The organism is Pseudodonghicola flavimaris, assembly GCF_030164425.1.
GTDB classification, from domain to species: domain Bacteria; phylum Pseudomonadota; class Alphaproteobacteria; order Rhodobacterales; family Rhodobacteraceae; genus Pseudodonghicola; species Pseudodonghicola flavimaris.
In genome coordinates, this window is record NZ_JASNJD010000015.1 from 86,536 (window position 1) to 110,586 (window position 24,051).

Annotated in this window: 23 protein-coding genes; 13 read left to right on the forward strand and 10 right to left on the reverse strand. The window is 66.9% G+C overall.

The genetic code is table 11. The annotated features are described in order from the left end of the window. Nucleotides 1-37 precede the first annotated feature (37 nt). From QO033_RS17760 to QO033_RS17790, 7 genes are all read left to right on the forward strand, one after another. Complete coding sequence (locus tag QO033_RS17760; RefSeq protein WP_284482302.1) at nt 38-1,819, forward strand: acyl-CoA dehydrogenase C-terminal domain-containing protein; 1,782 nt, start codon at nt 38-40, stop codon at nt 1,817-1,819. A gap of 136 nt (nt 1,820-1,955) precedes the next feature. Further along, the gene (locus QO033_RS17765; RefSeq protein ID WP_284482303.1) at nt 1,956-2,168 is read left to right on the forward strand and encodes a hypothetical protein; all 213 of its coding nucleotides are present in this window, start codon (nt 1,956-1,958) and stop codon (nt 2,166-2,168) included. A gap of 220 nt (nt 2,169-2,388) precedes the next feature. Next, nucleotides 2,389-3,027, forward strand: coding sequence for a glutathione S-transferase family protein (locus tag QO033_RS17770; RefSeq protein WP_284482304.1), 639 nt, complete (start codon nt 2,389-2,391; stop codon nt 3,025-3,027). A 10-nt stretch (nt 3,028-3,037) separates the two neighbouring features. Then, nucleotides 3,038-4,249, forward strand: a complete 1,212-nt coding sequence (locus tag QO033_RS17775; protein WP_284482305.1) for an acetyl-CoA C-acetyltransferase — start codon at nt 3,038-3,040, stop codon at nt 4,247-4,249. Beyond that, the gene (locus QO033_RS17780) at nt 4,249-4,737 is read left to right on the forward strand and encodes a cupin domain-containing protein (RefSeq protein WP_284482306.1); all 489 of its coding nucleotides are present in this window, start codon (nt 4,249-4,251) and stop codon (nt 4,735-4,737) included. Before QO033_RS17775 ends, QO033_RS17780 begins: the two co-directional genes overlap by 1 nt. Beyond that, nucleotides 4,734-6,938 (forward strand): 3-hydroxyacyl-CoA dehydrogenase NAD-binding domain-containing protein, encoded by a 2,205-nt coding sequence (locus QO033_RS17785; protein WP_284482307.1) that lies wholly within the window; start codon nt 4,734-4,736, stop codon nt 6,936-6,938. The genes QO033_RS17780 and QO033_RS17785 overlap by 4 nt, the downstream gene beginning before the upstream one ends. 170 nt (nt 6,939-7,108) lie before the next feature. Then, a complete protein-coding gene (locus QO033_RS17790; protein WP_284482308.1) occupies nt 7,109-8,533 on the forward strand; it encodes a diguanylate cyclase domain-containing protein in 1,425 nt (474 codons plus the stop codon). Nucleotides 8,534-8,581: 48 nt separating this feature from the next. On the opposite strand, the gene QO033_RS17795 is transcribed toward QO033_RS17790, so the two are convergent. The 4 genes from QO033_RS17795 to QO033_RS17810 all read right to left on the reverse strand — a co-directional run bounded on the left by QO033_RS17795 (nt 8,582) and on the right by QO033_RS17810 (nt 10,798). Continuing rightward, entirely contained in the window at nt 8,582-9,091 is a 510-nt protein-coding gene (locus tag QO033_RS17795) for a periplasmic heavy metal sensor (protein ID WP_284482309.1), read from the reverse strand. A gap of 1 nt (nt 9,092) precedes the next feature. Next, nucleotides 9,093-9,470 (reverse strand): hypothetical protein, encoded by a 378-nt coding sequence (locus QO033_RS17800; protein WP_284482310.1) that lies wholly within the window; start codon nt 9,468-9,470, stop codon nt 9,093-9,095. Continuing rightward, a complete protein-coding gene (locus QO033_RS17805; protein WP_407682130.1) occupies nt 9,463-10,008 on the reverse strand; it encodes an RNA polymerase sigma factor in 546 nt (181 codons plus the stop codon). Before QO033_RS17805 ends, QO033_RS17800 begins: the two co-directional genes overlap by 8 nt. Before the next feature lie 124 nt (nt 10,009-10,132). Next, nucleotides 10,133-10,798 (reverse strand): CREC-EF hand family protein, encoded by a 666-nt coding sequence (locus tag QO033_RS17810; protein ID WP_284482311.1) that lies wholly within the window; start codon nt 10,796-10,798, stop codon nt 10,133-10,135. Between the two features lie 172 nt (nt 10,799-10,970). Here QO033_RS17810 and QO033_RS17815 point away from each other — a divergent pair, with 172 nt between their 5' ends. Next, the gene (locus tag QO033_RS17815) at nt 10,971-11,369 is read left to right on the forward strand and encodes a DUF983 domain-containing protein (protein WP_284482312.1); all 399 of its coding nucleotides are present in this window, start codon (nt 10,971-10,973) and stop codon (nt 11,367-11,369) included. A 26-nt stretch (nt 11,370-11,395) separates the two neighbouring features. Next, nucleotides 11,396-12,115, forward strand: a complete 720-nt coding sequence (locus QO033_RS17820; RefSeq protein ID WP_284482313.1) for an NUDIX hydrolase — start codon at nt 11,396-11,398, stop codon at nt 12,113-12,115. A 6-nt stretch (nt 12,116-12,121) separates the two neighbouring features. Here the strand turns inward: QO033_RS17820 and QO033_RS17825 are convergent, their stop codons facing one another. Both QO033_RS17825 and QO033_RS17830 read right to left on the reverse strand, forming a co-directional pair. Beyond that, entirely contained in the window at nt 12,122-13,024 is a 903-nt protein-coding gene (locus QO033_RS17825) for a DMT family transporter (RefSeq protein WP_284482314.1), read from the reverse strand. 19 nt (nt 13,025-13,043) lie between these two features. Next, nucleotides 13,044-13,940 (reverse strand): fatty acid desaturase, encoded by an 897-nt coding sequence (locus QO033_RS17830; protein WP_284482315.1) that lies wholly within the window; start codon nt 13,938-13,940, stop codon nt 13,044-13,046. 103 nt (nt 13,941-14,043) lie between these two features. Here QO033_RS17830 and QO033_RS17835 point away from each other — a divergent pair, with 103 nt between their 5' ends. Then, entirely contained in the window at nt 14,044-14,904 is an 861-nt protein-coding gene (locus QO033_RS17835; RefSeq protein WP_284482316.1) for a helix-turn-helix domain-containing protein, read from the forward strand. A gap of 18 nt (nt 14,905-14,922) precedes the next feature. Here QO033_RS17835 and QO033_RS17840 read toward each other — a convergent pair whose 3' ends face one another. From QO033_RS17840 to QO033_RS17850, 3 genes are read right to left on the reverse strand one after another with little or no spacing between them, the layout of a single operon-like run. Beyond that, nucleotides 14,923-16,398, reverse strand: coding sequence for a carnitine 3-dehydrogenase (locus QO033_RS17840; protein ID WP_284482317.1), 1,476 nt, complete (start codon nt 16,396-16,398; stop codon nt 14,923-14,925). Then, complete coding sequence (locus QO033_RS17845; RefSeq protein WP_284482318.1) at nt 16,395-17,162, reverse strand: SDR family oxidoreductase; 768 nt, start codon at nt 17,160-17,162, stop codon at nt 16,395-16,397. Before QO033_RS17845 ends, QO033_RS17840 begins: the two co-directional genes overlap by 4 nt. A 4-nt stretch (nt 17,163-17,166) precedes the next feature. Beyond that, on the reverse strand, nt 17,167-18,084 hold the full coding sequence (locus QO033_RS17850) for a BKACE family enzyme (protein WP_284482319.1): 918 nt from the start codon (nt 18,082-18,084) through the stop codon (nt 17,167-17,169). Nucleotides 18,085-18,177: 93 nt separating this feature from the next. Between QO033_RS17850 and QO033_RS17855 the strand changes: the two genes are divergently transcribed. Then, on the forward strand, nt 18,178-19,149 hold the full coding sequence (locus tag QO033_RS17855; protein WP_284482320.1) for a GlxA family transcriptional regulator: 972 nt from the start codon (nt 18,178-18,180) through the stop codon (nt 19,147-19,149). 86 nt (nt 19,150-19,235) lie between these two features. Here the strand turns inward: QO033_RS17855 and QO033_RS17860 are convergent, their stop codons facing one another. Continuing rightward, nucleotides 19,236-20,282, reverse strand: coding sequence for an aldo/keto reductase (locus QO033_RS17860; protein WP_284482321.1), 1,047 nt, complete (start codon nt 20,280-20,282; stop codon nt 19,236-19,238). 313 nt (nt 20,283-20,595) lie between these two features. Between QO033_RS17860 and QO033_RS17865 the strand changes: the two genes are divergently transcribed. Together QO033_RS17865 and metG are read left to right on the forward strand one after the other, a co-directional pair. Next, a complete protein-coding gene (locus QO033_RS17865; RefSeq protein ID WP_284482322.1) occupies nt 20,596-21,819 on the forward strand; it encodes an MFS transporter in 1,224 nt (407 codons plus the stop codon). Between the two features lie 95 nt (nt 21,820-21,914). Continuing rightward, entirely contained in the window at nt 21,915-23,633 is a 1,719-nt protein-coding gene (metG, locus tag QO033_RS17870) for a methionine--tRNA ligase (protein WP_284482323.1), read from the forward strand. Nucleotides 23,634-24,051 lie beyond the last annotated feature (418 nt).

Sequence of the window (24,051 nt, forward strand, 5' to 3'; positions counted from 1 at the left end):
TCTGACGCAAACCGAGACAATTTGGGAGAGGCTCGACATGCCCAGTTACACCGCCCCCACCAAGGACATGCAGTTCGTCCTGCATGACGTCCTGAACATCAGCGCCTCCGGCATCCCCGGCTATGACGAGCTGGACCGCGACTTCACCGCCGCGGTGCTGGAAGAGGCCGGCAAGCTCTCCTCCGAGGTGCTGCACCCGCTGAACGTGGTCGGCGATACCGAGGGCTGCCGGCTGGAAAACGGGGTGGTCTATACCCCCTCCGGCTTCAAGGACGCCTTCGAACAGATGAAGGACGGCGGCTGGCCGGGGCTGGACATGCCCGAGGATTTCGGCGGTCAGGCGCTGCCCTATCTGATGTCCACCGCGGTGGGCGAGATGTTCTCGGCCTCCAACCAGGCCTTCACCATGTACCAGGGCCTGACCCACGGTGCCGCCAGCGCCATCCTGGCGCATGGCTCGGACGCGCAGAAACAGACCTATCTGCCCAATATGGTGTCGTGCAAATGGACCGGCACCATGAACCTGACGGAGCCCCACTGCGGCACCGATCTGGGCCTGATGCGCACCAAGGCGGAGCCGCAGGCCGACGGCAGCTACAAGATCACCGGTCAGAAGATATTCATCTCCGCCGGCGACCACGACATGGCCGAGAACATCGTCCATCTGGTGCTGGCCAAGATCGTCGGCGGCCCCGAGGGCATCAAGGGCGTGTCGCTGTTCATCGTGCCGAAGGTCATGGTCAATGACGACGGCAGCCTGGGCGAGCGCAACGCGGTTTCGGTCGGCAAGATCGAAGAGAAGATGGGCATTCACGGCAACTCCACCTGCGTGATGAACTACGACGGTGCCACCGGTTTCCTGCTGGGTCAGGAACACAAGGGCATGCGCGCCATGTTCACCATGATGAACGAGGCCCGCCTGGGCGTCGGCATGCAGGGCCTGGCCCAGGCCGAGGCCGCCTATCAGAACGCGGTGATCTACGCCAAGGACCGGCTGCAAGGCCGTGACGTCACCGGCGTCAAGAACCCCGACGGCCCGGCCGACCCGCTGATCGTGCACCCCGACATTCGCCGCAGCCTGATGGATCAGAAAAGCTTCACCGAAGGCGCCCGGGCCTTCATCCTCTGGGGCGCCACGCTGATCGACCAGGCGCACCGCGCCGAGGACAAGGACGCCGACGGGCTGATCTCGCTGCTGACCCCGGTGATCAAGGGCTTCCTCACCGATCAGGGCTACGACATGACGGTGCAGGCACAGCAGGTCTACGGCGGCCATGGCTACATCGAGGAATGGGGCATGTCGCAATACACCCGCGACGCCCGTATCGCGATGATCTACGAGGGTGCCAACGGCGTGCAGGCGCTGGATCTGGTCGGCCGCAAGCTGGCCACCGACGGCGGCAAGCATGTGATGGCCTTCTTCGACCTGGTGAAGAGCTTCTGCAAGGAGAGCGCCGGCGCGGACGAGGCCTATGACCGCGATTTCATCGAACCGCTGAAGACGGCGTCGAAGGACCTGCAGGCGGCGGGGATGTATTTCATGCAGAACGGCATGAAGAACCCCAACAACGCGCTCGCCGGCTCCTATGACTTCATGCACATGTTCGGCCATGTCTGCCTCGGGCTGATGTGGGCGCGGATGGCCAAGGCCGCCCGCGCGGCGCTGGACGGCGGCACCTCGGACCCGGATTTCTACAGCGCCAAGCTGACCACCGGCCGCTATTACATGGCGCGGCGCCTGCCGGCGACGGCACTGCACCTGGCGCGGATCCAAAGCGGCGCCGACCCGGTGATGAGCCTGGACGCAGAGCTGTTCTGATCCCGGTGGGGCGCGCCTGATCGCGGCGCGCCCTGCCCTGCCGGTTCTGACCCTGTCGGAACTGGCCCTGTCGGATCTGGCCCTGTCGGATCTGGCCCCGCCGGACCCCGCCCTGTCGGACCTCTGGGAGGAGATCATGCCGAAACGCTTCCGACTGACCCGCCGCTTCCCCGTCGCGATGACCGAAGACGGCTTTCGCCGCCTGCGCAGCTTCGCCGCCGAGGCCGGGCTCGACGAAGGAGAGGCGCTGTCTTTCCTGTTCGAGAATTTCGACCAAGTGACCGATCCGGAGGAGCTGGCGTTCCGGCTGCGCCGGTTCAACGCCGAGCTCGACGCGAGGAAACGCTGAGCGATGCGCGGCGCGCCACGCATGAGCGGCCGGCCGGATGGCCCGCTGCGGGTTCCTCCGGCGAGAGTATTTCAGCAGAGAGGATACCGGGCGCGCGCGCCGCTCCCCGGTGCAGAGCCGCACGTGACACTGCGTTACCGGGCACCCCGGCCCTTGCTTCTTCTCTGCCCAAATACTCAAATCCGGCAGCAGTCACAGGCGCAACGGGAGGATATCTGACATGACCATCAAACTCTACTGCTTCGGCGAAAGCGGCAATTCCTACAAGGCAGCTCTGGCGCTGCAACTGAGCGGGCTGGACTGGGAGCCGGTCTATGTCGACTTCTTCAACGGCGAGACCCGCACGCCGGCCTATCGCGAAACCGTCAACGAGCTGGGCGAGGCGCCGGTGCTGGTGGACGGCGATTTCAGGCTGAGCCAGTCGGGCGCGATCCAGCAATATGTTTCCGACAAATCCGGCAAGTTCGGCGGCACCACCCAGGCGGAGAAATACGAGGTCCTGCGCTGGGTGCTCTGGGACAACCACAAGCTCAGTTCCCAGGCCGGCATGACCCGCTTCCTGATGAACTTCCTGCCCGAGCAGCACCGCAACGCCGATGTGATCGCCTTTTCCCAGGGCCGGCTGAAGGCGGCCTATCAGGTGCTGAATGCCCATCTGGAGGGACGCGACTGGATCGTCGGCGACGGTCTCACCAATGCCGATCTCAGCTGCTGCGGCTATCTCTATTATCCCGAACCCTTCGGGTTCGACCGGGCCGACTGGCCCCATATCGACGCCTGGCTTTCTCGGCTTTCCGAACAGCCCGGCTGGAAACACCCCTATGATCTGATGCCCGGCAACCCGTCGGACCGCGCATAAGGAGAAGACCATGACCGAAGCCTATATCTATGACGCGCTGCGCACCCCGCGCGGCAAGGGCCGCAAGGACGGCGCCCTGCACGAGGTGACCTCGCTGCGGCTCAGCGCCCTGACGCTGAACGCGGTGAAGGAGCGCAACAATCTCGACGGCCATGCCGTCGAGGATGTGATCTGGGGCAATGTCACCCAGGTGATGGAACAGGGCGGCTGCCTGGCGCGGTCGGCGGTGCTGGCCTCGGACCTCGATGAATCGATCCCTGGCCTGGCGATCAACCGCTTCTGCGCCTCCGGCATGGAAGCGGTGAACCTGGCGGCCAACCAGGTGAAGGGCGGCGCCGGCGAGGCCTATATCGCCGGTGGCGTCGAGATGATGGGCCGGGTCGCCATGGGCTCGGACGGCGCCGCGATCGCGGTCGACCCCAGCCTGGCGATGGACAGCTATTTCGTGCCGCAAGGCATTTCGGCCGATATCATCGCCACCGAATACGGTTTCTCCCGCGAGGAGGTGGATGCGCTGGCGGTGGAATCGCAGCGCCGCGCCAAGGCCGCCTGGGACGACAACCGCTTCGCCAAATCGGTGATCACCGTGCGCGATCAGAACGGGCTCGCCATCCTCGACCGTGACGAGTACATGCGCCCCGGCACCGATATGCAGAGCCTTGGCGCACTGAACCCCTCGTTCCAGATGATGGGCGAACAGATGCCAGGCTTCGACAAGGTGGCGCTGCTGAAATACCCGCACCTGGAAAAGATCAACCACGTGCACCATGCCGGCAACTCCTCCGGCATCGTCGACGGCGCCGCCGCGGTGCTGATCGGCAACAAGGAATTCGGCGAGAAATACGGTCTGAAGCCGCGCGCCCGCATCAAGGCCACCGCCAAGATCGGCACCGATCCGACCATCATGCTGACCGGCCCGGTGCCGGTGACCGAGAAGATCCTCAAGGACAACGGCATGTCGATTTCCGACATCGACCTCTTCGAGGTGAACGAGGCCTTTGCCGCCGTGGTGCTGCGCTTCATGCAGGCTTTCGATGTCGACGCCTCCAAGGTCAACGTCAACGGCGGTTCGATCGCCATGGGCCACCCGCTGGGCGCCACCGGGGCGATGATCATCGGCACCGTGCTGGACGAGCTGGAACGCCAGGACAAGGAAGTGGGTCTCGCCACGCTCTGCATCGCCTCGGGCATGGGGGCGGCCACCATCATCGAGCGGGTGTGATGCCCAAGCTGGACCTGACACAGATCCCCTGGCGCACGGGCTCGATCTACCCCGCCGGCAAGCTTGCCGACGCGGTGGCCGGGCGCGCCAGCCAGCGGCTGGGCGACGCCGGCGGGCTCACCCAATACGGGGTGAACCTGGTCCGGCTGGAGCCCGGCGCGCAATCCTCGCTGCGCCACTACCACATGCAGCAGGACGAATTCGCCATGGTGACCGAAGGGGTGCTGACCCTGATCGAGAACGACGGCGAGACCGAGATGCGCCCGGGCGATTGCGCCACCTTCAAGGCGGGGGAGGCCAACGGCCACCACTTCGTCAACAGGACCGACGTGCCGGCCAGCTTTCTGGTGGTGGGCACGCGCACCGAAACCGAAACCGCGTATTACAGCGATATCGACGTGATGGTGAAGATCGGCGCCGAGGGCGCGAACTTTACCCGCAAGGACGGCAGCCCGCTGACGGCTGACCAGATCGGAGACGAAACATGACCGAATTCACAATGACCAAGGACGCCGACGGCGTCGCCCTGATCACCTGGGACGTGCCCGGCAAGTCGATGAACGTGATGTCCTTCACGGGTCTGGCCGAGCTGGACGCCTGCGTCAGCGACGCCCTGGCCGATGAGGCCGTGAAGGGCATCGTCATCACCTCCGGCAAGCCCGGCTCCTTCGCCGGCGGCATGGATCTGAACCTGCTGGCGAAGATGAAGGAAGACGCCGGCGACAACCCCGCCCAGGGCCTGTTCGACGGCATCATGCAGATGCACGGGCTGCTGCGGAAGATCGAGCTCGCCGGCATGGACCTGAAGACCAAGAAGGGCGGCAAGCCGATCGCCTCCGCCCTGCCCGGCACCGCCGCCGGCATCGGTCTGGAACTGCCGCTGGCGACCCATCGCATCTTCGTGGCCGAGAACCCCAAGGCGAAATACGGGCTGCCGGAAATCCTGGTCGGCATCTTCCCCGGCGCCGGCGGCACCACCCGCATGGCCCGCAAGCTGGGCGCCATGGGTGCCTCGACCTTCCTGCTGGAAGGCAAGATGGTCGATGCCGCCAAGGCGAAATCCGCCGGCGTGATCGACGAGATCGCCACCGATCCGGTCGCCGCCGCCAAGGACTGGGTGCTGCAGGCCAAGGATGCCGATCTGGTCAAGCCCTGGGATGCGAAGGGCTACAAGATGCCGGGCGGCGCCCCCTATCATCCCGCGGGCTTCATGACCTTCGTCGGCGCCAACGCCATGGTCAACGGCAAGACCAAGGGCGCCTTTCCCGCGCCCAAGGCGCTGCTGTCTGCCGTCTATGAGGGGGCGCTGGTCGATTTCGACACCGCGCTCCGGATCGAGGCGCGCTGGTTCACCAACGTGCTGATGAACCCGTCGTCCTCCGCCATGATCCGATCGCTGTTCCTGAACAAGGAAGCGCTGGAAAAAGGCGCCGTGCGGCCCAAGGACGTGCCCGATCAACGGGTGCAGAAACTGGGCGTGCTGGGCGCCGGCATGATGGGCGCGGGCATCGCGCTGGTGTCGGCCCAGGCGGGCATGGAGGTCGTTCTGATCGACCGCGACCAGGCCGCCGCCGACAAGGGCAAGGCCTATACCGAGGCGTACCTCGACAAGGGGATGAAGCGCGGCAAGGTGACGGCGGAGAAGAAAGAGGCGATGCTGTCGCGGATCACCGCCACCCCCGATCTGGAACAGCTCAAGGGCTGCGACCTGATCATCGAGGCGGTGTTCGAGGATCCGAAGGTCAAGGCCGAGATGACCCAGAAGGTCGAGGCCATCATCCCCGAGGAGTGCATCTTCGCCTCCAACACCTCGACCCTGCCGATCACCGAACTGGCCAAGGCCTCGAAACGACCCGACCAGTTCATCGGCATCCACTTCTTCTCGCCGGTCGAGAAGATGCTGCTGGTCGAGATCATCAAGGGCAAGGAAACCGGCGACCGGGCGGTGGCCAAGGCGCTGGATTATGTGCGCCAGATCCGCAAGACCCCGATCGTCGTCAACGATGCGCGGTTCTTCTACTGCAACCGCTGCATCATCCCCTACATGAACGAGGCGATGCGGATGGTGACCGAGGGCGTCTCGCCGGTGCTGATCGACCATGCCGCACAGCAGCTCGGCTTCCCGGTGGGGCCGATCCAGCTGACCGACGAGACCTCGATCGACCTCGGCGCCAAGATCGCGCGGGCGACCAAGGCGGCGATGGGCAATGCCTATCCCGAAAGCCCGTCGGACGATCTGGTGTTCTGGATGGAGGACGAAGGCCGTCTGGGCCGCAAGGCCAAGGCCGGCTTCTTCGACTATGACGACAAGGGCAAGCGTCTGGGCTACTGGAAAGGGATGGCGGACAAATACCCGCTGGCCGATCCGCAGCCCGACCTGATCGAGGTACAGGAGCGGCTGATGTTCGCCCAGGTGCTGGAAGCCGTCCGCGCACTGGAGGAAGGCGTGCTGATGGACATCCGCGAAGGCGATGTCGGCGCCATCCTGGCCTGGGGTTTCGCCCCCTGGTCGGGCGGCCCGCTGAGCTGGCTGGATATCATCGGCGCCGAATATGCCGCCGAGCGTTGCGACCAGCTGACCACCGCCTATGGCGACCGCTTCGCCTGCCCGCCGCTGCTGCGCGAGATGGCCGAGAAGGGCGAGACCTTCTACGAACGTTTCGACCCCGAGGCACAGCAGGCGGCCTAACCGGCCGCCACGCGCTCCGGCGCTGATCACCGGGCCCGGCATCCCCGCGATGCCGGGCCTTTTCCTTTCCTGACGCGGGGTCCAGGCAAAACCGCAACGCTTTATTAACCAGACTGCGCCAAAATTGTTTCGACAGTTCTGCCCCCCGGGGGAATGCGAAAGGCCGTCGTGTGCAAGGGACAATCCTGATCCTCGATGGGGTCTCAACCACCCGCATCATGCTGAAAGTCCAGCTTTCCGCCGCCTGGTATCGCGTGGTGCAGGCGAGCCGGCTGGCCGGCATCCTGCATCTGGTGCGCAAGGTCCGGCCCGATCTGATCATCACCTCGATGTCGCTGCCCGATGGCGATGCCACCCGGCTACGGCAGTTGCTGCAACCCGATCCGCTGCTGGCGGCGATCCCGATCATCGCCGTGGTCGGCCAGAACGACCGCCCCGCCAAGCTGCGCGCGCTGCAGGCCGGGATGGATGAGGCGCTGTTCCAGCCGCTCGACGACCGGCTGCTGCAGGCCCGCATCCGCAGCCTGATCCGGTCGCATTTCACCTCCGAGGATCTGACACTGGCGACCCCGGCGGTGACGATCCGCGGCTACAACCCCTCGGGCATGGCTGATCCGGCGCCGGCCTATATCGCCCAACCGCAGGATCACGATCAGGTGGTGCTGCTGGCCGATCAGACGGCCACCGCGGCGGGCTGGCGACGGGCGCTGGAGCGTGAGCTGCCCTATCGCATGCGGGCGATGAGCTTCGGCGATCTCGACCGGTTTCCGGTGCGCCCCGGCCCCGATGCGGCGGTGGTCGATCTCAGCGGTCCCGCCCGCGATGCCGGGCTGCGGCTGCTGGCCGATCTGCGCGCCCGCGGCGCCACCCGCGACACCGCGGTGATCGCGGTCCCGCCGGCCGGCGATCTGCCGCTCGCCGCCGAGGCGCTGGACCGGGGCGCCCATGACGTTCTGACCGACGGGTTCGATGCGGAGGAACTGGCGCTGCGGCTGGATGCGCAGATCCGGCGCAAGGCAATGGCCGACCGGCTGCGCGCCACCCTGCGCGATGAGCTGCAGGCGGCGCTGCGCGATCCGATGACCGGGCTGTTCAACCGCCGCTATGCGATGCCGCGCCTGGCCGAGATCGCCCGCGCCGCCGCCGACCGCGGCGAAGGCTTCGCGGTGATGCTGGCCGATCTGGACGAATTCAAACGGGTGAACGACCGCTGGGGCCATCCGGCCGGGGATGCGGTTCTGGTCGAAACCGCCCATCGGCTGCGCGAGGCGCTGGACGACAGCGCCCTGATCGCCCGCATGGGGGGAGAGGAATTCCTGATCGCCCTGCCCCGCTGCACCGCCGAGACCGCAGCCAGAACCGCCGATTTCCTGCGCCGCAGCCTGTCCGACACACCGATGCAAGTGATGGGGGTGGAGGAGCCGATCCATATCAGCGCCAGCATCGGCGTCGCGCCGGGGCATCCTGCGCAGGTCTCAGGACCGGATCCGGCACTGGCGCTCAGCCGGCTGATCCGTCGGGCCGACCGCGCGCTCTATGCCGCCAAGCGCGACGGCCGCAACCGGGTGACTCTGGCCCAGACCGCCCCGGCCTGAGCCGCGACCGCCGAACGCCATCCGCCGAGCGCGCGCCTCATGTGTGCCTCAGTCGCGGTCTTTCTTGTCGTGCGGCGGCGGACCCGGGTGACGGGCCTGCGCCGTCAGCGCCTGTTGCAGACGATCGGCGTAGTTGGCGCGTTCCGCATCGCTCATCCCGATGATACGGGCCATCCAGGCCTCGCGCATCTCGCGGTCGAAATTCTGCCGGCGCTCCGCGTCGCGGCGGACGAAGGCCTCGACCTCCGCCGGATCGAAGGGCACCGCGCGCAGGGCGGCGTCCAGCTCTGCCGCCTCCGACTTGCGCCGCGCCTCATGTTCTTCACGGGTCATTCGGTCGCGCTGGCGCAGCATGTCGCGATCCTCGCGCGGCAGGGCGCGATACATCAGCGCCCCCAAAGGCATCGGCGGGCGGGCTCGGTCCGGGCGATCGCCGCCGAACCGGATCGCCGACCCGATCGCCAGCCCGGCCACCGCCAGGTTCAGCGCCAGGGACGCCCCCAGAAGCACGCGAATCCAGGGCCGCATCCGGGGCGGTTTGCTGTCAGACTTGGTCATCTTATCCATCCTCCTGGATCAGGGTGGACAGGGTGTAACCGTCCAGAACATTCACATCCGCCTGTTCCTGCGCCTGCGTCACCAGCCCCAGCGGATCGGGCAGGAAGGTCGGCGGAGCAACACCGATCCAGACGCCGGCGGCACAGGCCGCCGCCATCCCCGACAGCGCCGGCCATCCCCCCAGCGCCCGCCACAGCTGTCCCAGCAACCCGTCGCCCTGCGCAGGCACCGGTGCGGCGGCGCGGGCAAAACCGGCCTGCACCATCGCGGCATCTGCGCGCATCCGTTCGGCCAGCCCCACCGGCATCGTATCGCGGTCGCGTCGGGCCGCCGCGAAGAACCCGTCCAGCCCGACGTCCTGTCTCTGTTTGTCAGTCATCGCTATACCCCAGTTCTTCGCGCCGGCCGGCCAGAGCCGCTGCCAGCGCCCGTTTGCCCCGGGCGGTCAGACTTTCGACCGCCTCGACGCTGATATCCATGATCCCCGCGATCTCGGGGTTCGACAGTTCCTCGATATGGCGCAGCACCACTGCCTGGCGCTGCCGGTCCGGCAAGCTCTGCAGCGCCCGTTGCAGGGCATCGGCGCGCGCGTCTTCCTGCATCTGCTCCGGAGCGGTCCGGGCCGGGTCCAGCGGCTCCGGCACGTCATCGAGCCGTTGCAGCCCGCTGCGGCCGTCGCGGCGCTTGCGGTCGAGGCAGAGGTTCATCGTCACCCGGTAAAGCCAGGTGGAGACCTGCGCCTGTCCCGGCACCCAGTCCGGCGCCATCTTCCACAGCCGCATCATCGCTTCCTGCGCGACGTCCTCGGCCTCGTCGCGATCTCCCAGCACCCGGAACGCGACCGAATAGGTCCGCGGCCCCAACCGCTGGGCCAGGTGCCGCGCGGCGAGCGGATCGCCATTCGCGAAAAGCACCAAAAGCGCATCGTCCGACAGATCGTCAGCCGCCGTCGCCCCGGATGCGGCCGCCCCGCCGGTGGGCGGAACGGCACGGCCACGCCCGGCCCTGGAGCCAAATATGGTCCCGAACCGGGCCACCGGATCAGTTGCCCTCGGGCGTGGGTTGCCCCGGCATCGCCGGCTTCATCCCGCCACGGCCGGAGCCGTCGCAGTCACCGCCCATCCGCGGACCTTTCTGATGCATCCGGTCCATGCCATGACCGTGGCCCATGCCGCCGTCCATGCCATGTTGCTTGCCCATCTGCGGCTGTCCGCCCATCTGCGGCCGGTCGCCCATACGGGCCTGCATTCTTTCGCGGGCCGCGTCGAACTCTTCCTGCGAGATGCCACCGCTCTTGTCAGCGTCGGAGCGCATGAACATCCGGTTCATCATGTCGTCGTCCCGACGCGGCCCCTTCATCTCTTCTGCACTGATGGCGCCGTCGCCGTTCTCGTCCAGCATCTGGAACCGCCGGGCGGTCCGCTCGTCGGCGAACTTGCGGGCCGGCGCCCCCAGTTCCTCCTGGCTCAGCGTGCCGTTGCCGTCGGTGTCCAGCGCGTCGAAGCGTGCCTTGGCCCGCGCCTGCATCTCGTCCTTGGTGATCTGGCCGTCACCGTTGCTATCCAGCTGTTCGAAGGACATCGGCGGACGCATATCCTGCCCCATGTGACGACCGCCCATCGGCCCTTGCTGTTGCGCCAGCGCGGCCCCGCCGGCCAGTGCCACTGTTGCGACCGCGATACCTGCGATGAAATGACGGTGTTTCATATCTGTCTTTCCTTTCGCTGCCCGACGGCCCAGCGCCGCCGTTCATATCCTTCAAACGATGCCGGGCGAAAAATCCGTCGCAGAAAATTCGACCTGCGTTTTCGGTTCCCTTTCCGGCCGGGATTTGCAAGGCTGCTGCCGGTCTGTGGACCGCATTCGATGAGGGGGGAGCATGACAGATCAGACGATGGCCGTCACCGCGACAGAAGAGCGGCCGTTCGGCGCCTCGGTGTTTCGCGGCTTTCGGCGCAAATGCCCGAACTGTGGCAAGGGCGGGCTGCTGCACAGCTATCTGAAGGTGGTGGATCACTGCCCGGTCTGCAACGAGGACTATCACCATCACCGCGCCGATGACGGCCCGGCCTATCTGACGATCCTGATCGTCGGGCACCTGATGGCGCCGCTGCTGCTGGTGGCTTTTGAGATCTTCCGTCCCGAACCGATGGTGCTGTTTTCCATCTTTGCGGTTGGCTGTCTGGTCCTGTCGCTTTACCTTCTGCCCAGACTGAAGGGCGCGGTGGTCGCTTTCCAATGGGCGCGGCGCATGCACGGGTTCGGAGACGAAGACTGACCCTTCCGCCAATATGAGGAGGGGGCATGACCAACGACCAGACCAAACCCGCGCCGGACAAGACTGCCGTGCGCAACGCCGCGACCGTGATCGTTCTGCGCGACCGCATGGACCAGCCGGCGATCCTGATGGGGCAGCGCGGCGCCAAGGCCGCCTTCATGCCGAACAAGTTCGTCTTTCCCGGCGGCGCGGTCGATCCGGGCGATGCCCATATACCGCTGGCCACCCCCCTGCCCGCGCTTTGCCATAACCGGCTGGAGGAGAACGCGCCGGGCGGCATGCAGGGGGCACTGGCCGCCGCCGCGATCCGCGAGCTCTGGGAAGAGACCGGGCTGGTGCTGGGCCGTCCCGGTGCCTGGCCGGGCGCGGTGCCCGCCGACTGGCAGCGCTTTGCCGATACCGGCAACCTGCCCTCGGCCGAGGCACTGCAATTCGTGTTTCGCGCGCTGACCCCGCCGGGCCGGCCGCGGCGGTTCGATGCCCGGTTCTTCCTGGTCGATGCGGAGGCGATTCAGGGCGACCTGGACGATTTCACCCATGCCTCGGACGAGCTGTCGCATCTGCAATGGATTCCGCTGAAGGAAGCGCGCAGCTTCGATCTGCCCTTCATCACCGAAGTGGTGCTGGCCGAGGTCGCCGGCCGGGTCCAGGATCCGGCGCCGCCGGAATCGGTGCCCTTCTTCCGCAACAACGATGAGGAAAGCCTGTTCCTGCGGTTGCGTGGCTTTCCGATGCCGGACGGCTGACCCGGATCAGAGCGCCAGGACCAGCGCCAGAATCGACAGCCCCAACAGGGCCATCCCGGCGATCTCGCGCCGGGTGATCCGCTCGTGAAACACCAGAATCGAGGCCAGGAGGCTGAGGAGCAGTTCGACCTGCCCCAGCGCTTTGACATAGGCGGCGTTCTGCAGCGTGAAGGCCAGGAACCAGCAGAACGACCCGCCGAGGCTGGTCAGCCCGACAAAGGCGGCGGTGCGGCGCGCCGCCCAGACTGCGCGCAGCTCTGCCCGGTCGCACCACAGCAGCCAGAGCCCCATCGCCAGCATCTGGAAACTGACCACGCAGGCCAGCGTCACCCCGGCGCGGAACACCGGGTCCGCGCTGTCGAGTTCGAGCGAAGCACCGCGATAGGTGACCGCCGAGATCGCGAAGAGCACGCCGGACCCAAGCCCGAGCTGCGAGGCGCGGTTGGTCAGATGCTGCCACCAGCGACCATCGCCCTCCGGCGGTTTCGACAGCACCAGCACCGCGCTCAGCCCCAGCAGGATGGCGATCCATCCCCCCAGGCTGATCCGGTCGCCCAGCACCAGCAGGCCGACGATGGCGGTCTGGATCACCTCGGTCTTCTTGAAGGTGATGCCGACCGCGAAGTTGCGCTGCTTGAACAGCGCCACGACACAGAGCGTGGCGAGGATCTGGGTGGTCCCGCCGATCATCGCGAAGGCCCAGAACCGCGCGTCCAGCGCCGGCAGGCTGCGGCCGGTCACGGCGAGATAGAGGCCGAGTGCAGCAAGCACCACCGGAGCCGAATAAGCGAACCGCGAAAAGGTCGCGCCAGAGACCGACAGGCGGCCCCCGCTCAACACCTTCTGCAGCATGAAGCGGACGGTCTGAAAGCTGGCGGCGGCGAGGGTAACGGGAATCCAGAGGCTCATGCCCCCCTATGCGCCCAAATCACCCCTGCGGCCAGAGCGGATGCGGCACCGGATCCTTGGCACGCAGGAAATGATGCCGAAACACCTCGGCATAGGAGCGATACCGATAGCCGTCGTTCACCGCCAGATAGCGCTGCCGCCCGGCGCGATAGAGCGCCGGCAGCCGATACCAGGGTGCCGCCGGGTTCAGGTGATGCACCACATGCAGGTTGTTGTTCAGAAACAGAAAGGCCAGCGGGCCACGATCCTCGACGATCACCGTGCGGGCGCGGGTCTTCTGATGCGCGCGATGTTCCAGGAAAGTGCGGATCTTCAGCACGCCCATCGCCGCATAGGCCGCGCTCAGATAAGAGCCGAGCGGCATCGGCGCGCAGAGCACCAGCCAGATCACCAGCGCCACCCCGGGCAGATGCAGCCCCCAGGCCAGCCAGACCGCCCGGTCGCCGCGCCCGGCCAGCCCGAAGTCCGCCGCCAGGAAGCTGGCCTGACCGATGGCCGGCCCCAGCAGTATCCGCCCCAGCAGCGTGTTGTTGGCGCGGAAAAGCCGCCGCCGCCAGCGCGGCAGCCCGGCCCAGACCGCCGGGTCGAGGTAATTGGATTCCGGATCGTCATAGGGATCGGTCAGATTGGCGTCGCGATGATGTGCCAGATGCAGATCGCGAAACCGGTTATAGGGAAAGGCCAGCCCGATCGGCAGAGCCATGCTGGCCTCGTTCAGCCAGCGCCAGCGCGTCGGGTGACCGTGCAACACCTCATGGCTCAGCGACGAATGCAGCACGATGGCCAGCACCGCCAGCGGCCATCCGGCCCAGAGCGGCAGGAGCCACAGCGCCGCCATCCAGCCGCCGTAGCAGAGCGGGATCAGCAGAACCGTGGGCCAATCTATCTGTCCTGCCGCCCTGCCCTGTCTGCTCATGTCACCCTCATGCCTGCCTTCGCTCCAGCTAACGCTGCGGCGCGGCATGTGACCATTCTGAATGTGATTAACAAAATTCATCGGATGTGATATTTATCACCACATGTCGCAAATCATCGACAAACGCCTGCGCGCCGCGCAGTTTCGCGCCCGGCTCGCCGCCGCCATGGCCCAGACCGGCATCAGCCAGAGCGCGCTGGCCCGGGCCATCGCCGTCGACCGCTCCACCATCTCGCAGCTGCTGACCGATCAGGGCGCCCGCCTGCCCAACGCCCATGTGATCGGCGCCTGTGCAGCCGCGCTGGGGGTCTCGGCCGACTGGCTGCTCAGCCTCTCCGACCGGCCCGAAAGCGCAGCGGAACTGCTGTCCACCTCGCTCGGCATGACCGAAGCGCCGCGGGCACTGGTCGACGAGCAGATCTTCGATTGGCATCGCGAGGCCGCCGGGTACAAGATCCGCCATGTGCCCGCCGCCCTGCCCGACATGCTGAAGACGCGGGCGATGCTGGAGTGGGAATATACCCCGCATCTGGGGCGCACGGCCGATCAGGCCATCGGCGCGTCAGAGGATCGACTGAACTGGATGCGCGGCTCGCAATCTGATTACGAAATCGCCCTGCCGCTGCATGAGATGGAGAGTTTCGCGCGCGGCACCGGCTACTACCACGGCTTGCCGGCAACGGTCCGGCAGGAGCAGATCGCGCAGTTCCTGACACTCAGCGAACAGCTCTATCCGCGGCTCAGGCTCTATCTCTTCGACGCCCGGCGGCTCTATTCGGCGCCGGTGACGCTGTTCGGTCCGCTGCTCTGCGTCTTCTATGCCGGAGGCCATTACCTGACCTTTCGCGACCGCGACCGGATCGAGGTCTTTACCCATCATTTCGACCGGCTGGTGCGGGAGGCCACGGTCACCGCCCGCGGCCTGCCCGATCATCTGCGGCGCCTGCGCCGGGAGATCACCTGACCCCCCGCCCCCCGGAGATCAGCGCGGCTGCCCGACGAAGCGCCCGGCGCCCTCCGGCAAGGGCAGCGCCGCATGGGCGGTGGCGATCCGCTCCAGCGCCGCCTGAATCTCGGCCGACGGGTCAGAGGGGCGCCGGCTCTCCAGGCTGACATGCAGCAGGAAATGTTCGCCGGTGGCGATCAGCCGGTCGCCGGCCCGCATCTCGTGGAACAGGTGCATCTTCTTGCCCTGCCCCAGCAGAACCCGGGTGTGGATGGTGAAGAGCGCCCCCGCGTGCAGCTCGTCGATATGGCGGATATGGCTCTCGGCGGTGAAATAGCTGCCCCCCGAGGCGATGTAATCCGCATCCGCCCCCACCAGTTCCATGAACCGGTCGGAGGCGCTGGCGAAGGCCTCCAGATAGCGGAATTCCGTCATATGGCCGTTGTAATCGGTCCAGTCCAGCGGCACCGCGCGGCGCAGAGTGACGATGGGCTGGCTGACATCCGCGATCTCGCCGGCCCGGGCCCCCAGCACGCTGCCGGATTTCAGCCGCCCGTCCTGGGCGTTCAGCAGCTCGCCCGCGCCCCAGTTCTGCGCCTTCAGCGCCCGCATCATGCCGACCAGGTTGGTGTCGCGGATTCGCTCCAGCTCCCGGATGGAATAGGCCCCGGATTGCGCATCCGACTGGTCCGCGATCAGATCGACCAGGTCCTCGGTGAACTCCGGCACATCCATCAGCTTGGTCCAGGGCCATTTCAGCGCCGGACCGAATTGCGCCATGAAATGCCGCATGCCGGCTTCGCCCCCGGCGATCCGATAGGTCTCGAACAGCCCCATCTGCGCCCAGCGGATGCCGAAACCATAGCGGATCGCGTTGTCGATCTCCTCGGTGGTGGCGATCTCATCCTTGACCAACCAGAGCGCCTCGCGCCAGACCGCCTCCAGCAGGCGATCGGCGACATGGGCGTCGATCTCCTTCTTCAGGTGCAACGGATACATGCCGATGGAGGTCAGCGTATCGGCGGCCCGCGCCACCAGCTCGGCCGGGTTGTCCGGCGAGGTCACCAGTTCCACCACCGGCAACAGATACACCGGGTTGAACGGATGGGTGACAACGATCTGCCCGACCCAGGCCGCCCCTGCCTGCAATTCAGACGGCTTGAACCCCGAGGTCGAGGAACCGATCACCGCCCCCGGATCGCAGGCGGCCTGGATCTGGGCGAAGACCTTCTGCTTCAGCGGCAGCTGCTCCGGCACGCTTTCCTGAATCCAGGCCGCGCCGGCGACCGCCTCCGCCAGATCGTCGTGGAACGTCAGCGCGCCTTCCGTCGGCAGCGCCACATCGGTCAGCCCCGGCAGGGCACGGCGGGCGTTGTCCAGCACCTCGCCGATCTTGCGCTCTGCCTGCGGATCGGGATCGAAAATTCGCACGTCCCAGCCGTTCAGCAGAAACCGCGCGGCCCAGCCGCCGCCGATGACGCCGCCGCCGACGATGGTTGCAATCTTGCTCATGGCACCAATGTCTCCGTATGTCCGTCGATGGCCAGGATCTGGCCGGAAATCTTTGCCGCGGCGGGAGAGGCGAGAAACAGCGCCATATCCGCCACCTCATCGGCGCTGACCCAGCTGCGCAGGCTGACGCCCTTAACATATTGCTGACGCACCTGCTCCACCGGCAGGCCGGAGGCCGCCGCCTCCTTGGCCAGCACCCGTTCCATGCGCGGCCCCTCGACCGCGCCCGGAGCCAACCCGTTCACCCGGACACCGTCCGGCCCCAGTTCCATCGCCAGGGTCTTGGTCAACCCGACGATGCCCCACTTCGCCGCCGCATAGGGCGCGCGCAGCGGATAGCCGAAGAGCCCGGCCGTCGAAGAGGTCAGAAGGATCAGCCCCGCCCCCTGCGCCCGCATCACCCGTGCCGCCCAGCGGCAGGTCAGAAACGCCCCGTTCAGCGACACATCGAGACAGGCGCGCCAGCCGTCATAATCCAGATCCTCGATCCGGCCCGCGGGCCCGCCGATCCCGGCATTGGCGCAGACCACGTCCGCGCCGCCCCAGTCGGATTCCACCCGGGCGAGAAAGGCGCCCATCTCGGCCTCGTCGGTGACATCGGCCGGCGCCGCGATCCAGTCGGGATGGGCGGCGGCCACCGCCGCCACCGCCGCCGCGTCAGCATCGCAGACTGCCACCCGGTCGCCGCGCGCGGCGAACCGTTCCGCCAACCGCAGGCCGATCCCCGCCGCACCGCCGGTGATCACCACCCGCCCTGCCGTCATCGGATCAGACCGCCTTGGGCGCGCGTTTGGTCAGGCCCAGCTTGGCGCGGACCTCCTCCGGGCCGATCACCCGGGCGCCCATCCGCTCGACGATGCCCGCCGCACGCTCGACCAGCTGCGCGTTGGTCGCCAGCACCCCCTTGTCGAGCCAGAGGTTATCCTCCAGCCCAACCCGGACATTGCCGCCCGCCAGCACCGAGGCCGCGACATAGGACATCTGGTTGCGCCCCAGCCCGAAGGCAGAGAAGGTCCAGTCGTCGGGCACGTTGTTGACCATCGCCATGAAGGTGTTCAGATCGTCCGGCGCACCCCAGGGCACCCCCATGCAGAGCTGCACCAGCGCCGGGCTGTCCAGCACCCCGTCCTTGACCAGTTGCTTGGCATACCACAGATGGCCGGTGTCGAAGGCTTCGATCTCGGGCTTCACGCCAAGCTCGGTCATCATCCGGCCCATCGCCTGCAGCATGCCCGGCGTGTTGGTCATCACGTAATCGGCCTCGGCGAAATTCATCGTGCCGCAGTCCAGCGTGCAGATTTCCGGCAGACATTGCGCCACATGCGCCACCCGCTCGGCCGCGCCGGCCATATCGGTGCCCGCCTCCATCAGCGGCAGCGGCCGCTCGGTGGGGCCGAAGACCATATCGCCGCCCATGCCGGCGGTCAGGTTCAGCACCACGTCGACCTCCGATTCGCGAATGCGTTCGGTCACCTCGCGATAGAGCGCCAGATCGCGCGACGGCGCCCCGGTCTCGGGATCGCGGACATGGCAATGCACCACCGCCGCCCCGGCCCGCGCCGCCTCGATGGCGCTGTCGGCGATCTGCGCCGGACTGCGGGGCACATGCGGGCTGCGGTCCTGGGTGCTGCCCGATCCGGTGACGGCACAGGTGATGAAGACCTCGCGGTTCATGGCAAGCGGCATTGTGGAAACTCCCTCAGGCTGTCTGATGATGGTGTCGCCGCCAGCCTGACCCGGGTTCTGCTGCAAGAGTTTTCATGATACGAAGCAAAGTTGATGAAATCCGCAAAAAACATCCTGACCCCGAGCGCCCGCCCGCTGCGCACCGTGATCCTGGTGCCGGAGGAGACCAATACGCTCAGCTTCGCCGCGGCCGTCGACCCGATGCGCGCGGCGAACCGGATGGCCGGTCGGCCGCTGTTCGACTGGCGCTTCGCCACCCCCGACGGCGCCCCGTCGCAGTTGACCAGCGGCATCGCCGTGCCGGGCGAGGCGCTGGCCCGGGTGTCCGGCTGCGATCTGCTGCTGACAGTGGCGGGCTTCGGACTGGAGCGGCACGATACCCCGGCCCTGCGCGCCAGCCTGCGCCGGATCGCCGCCACCGGCGCCACCCTGGCCGGCGTCGACGGCGGTCCCTGGCTGATGGCGGCGGCCGGGCTGCTCGACGGCTATCGCGCCACCACTCATTGGGAGGATCTCGATCGCTTCGCCACCCGGTTCCCCGAGGTGCAGGTGCTGCAGGACCGCTTTCACATCGACGGACCGCGGATGACCTGCGGCGGCGCCCTGCCGGCAATCGACATGATGCTGCACCTGATCGGCCATCGTTTCGGCACCCCGCTGGCGGCGCGGGTCGCCGGTCTCTTCCTCTACGACAGTCCCGGCGATCCGGCCCGGGCGCAGCGGCGCCTCGGCCGCGATCCGCGCCACTCCGCCCTCACCCGCAAGGCCAGCCTGCTGATGGAGCAGAACCTGGACGCGCCGCTGCCCATCGCCGAAATCGCCCGCCGCTGCGGCTGCAGTGCGCGCAGCCTCGAAACCCAGTTCCGCGCCCGCCTCGACACCACCCCCAGCGCCCACGCGCTGAGCCTGCGGCTGGCCGAGGCCCGGCGCCTGGTCCTCGAAACCGACCTGCCGCTGATGGATGTGGCGCTCGCCACTGGTTTCGCCTCTGCCGCCGGTTTCTCCCGCGCCTTCCGCGCCGCCCATGGCCAGAGCGCCCGCAGCCTGCGCCGCGCCCGGCCCTGACGCCCCGCCGCGATCTTTTTCTAGCGCCCAATATCCCCGCCGGAGGCATGCCGCGCCAGCGGCATCCCCCCGGGCGCCGGGATCGGTCAGTAGGGCATCGGATGCGCCCGGTGCGCCTGGTCGATCTCAGCCAGGATTTCCTCGCTCAACTCGACCTCGACCGAGCTCAGGATCCGGTCCAGATGCTCCAGCCGGGTGGCCCCGAAGATCGCACTTGCCATGAACGGGCGGGTCCGGCACCAGGCCAGCGCCAGATGCACCGGGTCGAGCCCATGCCGCTCGGCGATGCCGATATAGGCCTCGACCGCCGCGTCGACATAGGGCGATTTGCGCCCGCCCAGCTCCGGCACCAGCGACATGCGGGAGCCTTCGGGCACCGCGCCACCGCGATACTTGCCGGTCAGATATCCCGCCCCGAGCGGCGAAAAGGCCATCAGCCCGACATCCTCATAGACCGACAGTTCCGCCAGATCAGTGTCATAGAGCCGGCAGAGCAGCGAATATTCGTTCTGGATCGTGGCGACGCGGGGGCCGCCGGTCTGCTCTGCCAGCCGCAGCCATTGCGCGGTGCCCCAGGCGCTTTCGTTCGACAGGCCGAAATGGCGGATATTGCCCTTGTCGACTTGCGCCTTCAGCGCTTCGAGACAATCGACCATATCCGCGATCACCGCCTCTCGGTCGCCGCCCGAGGGGTCATAGGTCCAGTTCTTGCGGAACATGTAACTGCCCCGGTTCGGCCAGTGGAACTGATAAAGGTCGATGACATCGGTCTTGAGCCGCCGCAGCGACGCCTCGACCACCTCGGGGATGGTGCGCGAGGAAATCGGCGCCCCGTCGCGGGCAATCGCCGAGCCTTCGCCGGAGTGTTTGGTGGCGAGGATGAACTCCTGCCGCCGCCCCGGGTTCGCCGCGATCCAGTCGCCGATGATCGCCTCGCTATGGCCCAGCGTCTCCTTGCGGGGCGGGTTGACCGGATACATCTCAGCGGTGTCGATGAAGTTGACGCCGGCGGCCAGCGCCCGGTCGATCTGCGCATGGGCTTCCTCCGGCGGGGTCTGGTTGCCATAGGTCATCGTCCCCAGGCAGAGCTCCGAGACCATCAGGCCGGTGCGGCCGAGCGGATTCATTTTCATCGCGCGTTCCTTTCGTCAGTCTTCCATGTCGTCAGTCCCGGCGGACCCTAGTCCCTGGCGGGACGGGGGCAATCGAAATCCGGCCGCAAGGCGACGATGACGGCACACCGGCCCGGCGAGCGTCCGCGAAATGGACACCACGGCAGCGCCCGCCCTCCCCCGCCCCAGCGGCAGGACCCAAGCCACGGAACAGCCGCGGCGGCGACAGGCCCCATCCCGACCCCGGCCCGCACCGCGAGAGAGGGTGAAAGGCGACATTTTCCGTCGCAAACCGGCTCGACAACCGGAACGTGCGCGTCAGGTTGGGCAGACCATGCGCCTGATCATCTCCTTCTCTGCCCTGTTTCTGTCGATTCTGCTGCTGCAGCTGTCCTCAGGCGGGGTCAGTCCGCTCGACGCGCTCTCGGGCCTCTCCCTTGGGTTTTCCACCGCCGAGATCGGCGCGCTGGGGTCGTCGCATTTCATCGGCTTCTTCATCGGCTGCTGGTGGGCGCCGCGGCTGATGGGCACCATCGGCCATTCCCGCGCCTTTGCTGCCTTCACCGCCGCCGGCGCCATCGGGCTGCTGGCGCATATGCTGCTGATCAACCCCACCGCCTGGGCGATCATGCGGGTGGCGACCGGGCTCTGCGTGGCGGGCTGCTACACGGTGATCGAGGCCTGGATTCAGGCCAAGGTCACCAATGAGACCCGCGGCCGGGCGATGGGAACCTACCGGGTGGTGGACATGAGTGCCTCACTGCTCGCCCAGCTGCTGATCGGGGTGCTGGAGCCGGCCAGCTACGTCTCCTACAACTTCCTCGCCATCCTCTGCTGCGCCGCGTTGCTGCCGCTGACCCTGACCCGGGTGGCGCAGCCGGAGACGCCGGCGGCGCCGCGGCTGAGACCGCTGCTGCCGCTCAGCCGGTCGCCCCTGGCGGTGGCGGGCGTGCTGGTGGCGGCGCTCTCCTCCGCCTCCTTCCGGATGGTCGGGCCGGTCTATGGCCGCGCCGTCGGGCTCAGCACCGATCAGATCGCCACCTTTCTCGCCGCCTTCGTGCTCGGCGGCGCGCTGGCGCAATATCCGATCGGCTGGATCGCCGACAAATTCGACCGCCGCGCCGTGCTGATCTGGCTGTCGGTCGCAACCATCGCGGCGGCGGCGGTGACCATTCTGATGCAGCAGAACGGCACCTGGGCGGTGATGGGCGCGGCCTTCCTGTTCGGGCTGACCAGCTTTCCGATCTATTCGGTGGCGGTGGCCCATGCCCATGACTTCACCGAGACATCGGAACGGGTGGAGCTGTCGGCGGCGCTGATGTTCTATTTCGCGCTGGGGGCGATTGCCGCGCCCTACAGCGCCTCCGTACTGATCGACGCCTATGGGCCAGCGGCGATGTTCACCATGATCTCTCTCGCACATGCGCTGCTGATCGTCTTCGGCCTGTGGCGAATGCGCGCCCGCCCGGCCGAGCGACGCACGCGCTATGTCTACAGCCCCCGCACCTCCTTTCTGATCGGGCGGCTGACCGGGCGACAACGCGACCGCGACCGCTAGGCCCACCGCGACCGCACGCCCCCGGTGGCTTGCCTCTGGCCTTTCGGCGGCCCGAAATGTATGGGAGGTCCGATCACCAAACAGTCGGGCATCCCATGGCACGCATTCTCATCACCTCTGCAATTCCCTACATCAACGGGATCAAACACCTGGGCAATCTGGTGGGCTCTCAGCTGCCGGCCGATCTTTTCGCGCGCTACCAGCGCGGCCGGGGCAACGAGGTGATGTTTCTCTGCGCCACCGACGAACACGGCACCCCGGCGGAGCTGGCTGCGGCCAAGGCCGGCAAGCCGGTGGCCGATTACTGCGCCGAGATGCATGAGGTGCAGGCCGATATCGCCCGCCGCTTCGGCCTCAGCTTCGATCACTTCGGCCGCTCGTCCAGCCCGCAGAACCATGCGCTGACCCAGCATTTCGCCGGCCAACTGGCCGAGCATGGGCTGATCCGCGAAGTGGTGGAACAACAGATGTATTCCCGGGCGGACGGCCGGTTCCTGCCCGACCGCTATATTGAGGGCACCTGCCCCAACTGCGGCTTTGAAAGCGCGCGGGGCGATCAATGCGACAACTGCACCAAGCAGCTGGACCCGACCGACCTGATCAACCCTCATTCGACGATCTCCGGCTCCACCGATCTGGAGCTGCGCGAGACCAAGCATCTCTACCTGCGGCAATCGGCGATGAAGGACAAGCTCGAGGCCTGGATCGATAGCAAGACCGACTGGCCGGTGCTGACCACGTCAATCGCCAAGAAATGGCTGAATGACGGCGACGGGCTGCAGGACCGCGGCATCACCCGCGATCTGGACTGGGGCATCCCGGTCAAGAAGGGTGCCGAGGACTGGCCGGGGATGGAAGGCAAGGTCTTCTATGTCTGGTTCGATGCGCCGATCGAATATATCGCCTGCGCCAAGGAATGGGCCGATGCCAAGGGGCTGGACGACAGCGCCTGGCAACGCTGGTGGCGTACCGACAAGGGTGCCGACGACGTGCGCTATGTCGAATTCATGGGCAAGGACAACGTCCCCTTCCACACGCTGGGCTTCCCCGCCACCCTGATGGGATCCGGCGAGCCGTGGAAACTGGTCGATTACATCAAGTCGTTCAACTATCTGAATTATGACGGCGGCCAGTTCTCCACCTCGCGCGGACGCGGGGTGTTCATGGACCAGGCGCTGGAGATCCTGCCGGCGGACTACTGGCGCTGGTGGCTGCTGAGCCATGCGCCCGAAAGCTCGGACGCGGAATTCACCTGGGACAACTTCCAGGTCTCCGTCAACAAGGACCTGGCCGACGTGCTGGGCAACTTCGTCAGCCGGATCACCAAGTTCTGCCGTTCCAAATTCGGCGAAGCGGTGCCCGAGGGCGGCGCCTATGGTAGTCAGGAAGAGGCGTTGCTCGCCGATCTGACCGCCCGGGTGCGCGCCTATGAGGGCTGCATGGAGGCGATGGAGGTGCGCAAGGCCTCGCAGGAACTGCGGGCGATCTGGGTCGCCGGCAACGAATACCTGCAATCCGCCGCCCCCTGGTCGACCTTCAAGACCGATCCGGAAACAGCGGCGATGCAGGTGCGTCTGGGGCTGAACCTGATCCGGCTCTACGCGGTGCTCTCGGCGCCCTTCATCCCCTTCACCTCCGCCCGGCTGGCCGAAGCGATGGGCATTCCCGATCTGGGCTGGCCGGACGATGTCGCCGCGGCGCTGACCGCCCTGCCCGCGGGCCATGGCTTCAGCGTTCCCGATGTGCTGTTCGCGAAGATCAGCGACGAGGACCGGGAAGACTGGCAAAGCCGCTTTGCGGGTATCCGCAGCTGAGCCTTGGGGATCGCAGTTGAATGAGATGGAACCGGGGGAGGTATGACCTCTGCCGGTTTTTTTGTGGTGTGTCTGTGCGGGAGGTTTTGGGTTGTGGTGCGCCGGCGATCTGGTGGGTGGGCTGATCGCCGCCCTGCCTTTGGGTGGTCTTCGCGCGGGGGAGAGGGTCTGGAGCCCATCTGGAGCCCAGGTGGGCGCGTGGAGCCCGATGCGAAGAAGCAGAGGGACAGCGCGCACTTGAGGGAGTGCGTGGCTCCACGGTGTTGCGGCGTAGCTCGGGGAGCTTGGATTGATGTGTTTTATGTTTGGGTAAATTTTATCGTATATAGAGATACAAGAGCGCTTATTAGGTTTGGCGGTGACCTACTCTCCCACGTCTTGAGACGCAGTACCATTGGCGCGACGGCACTTAACTTCC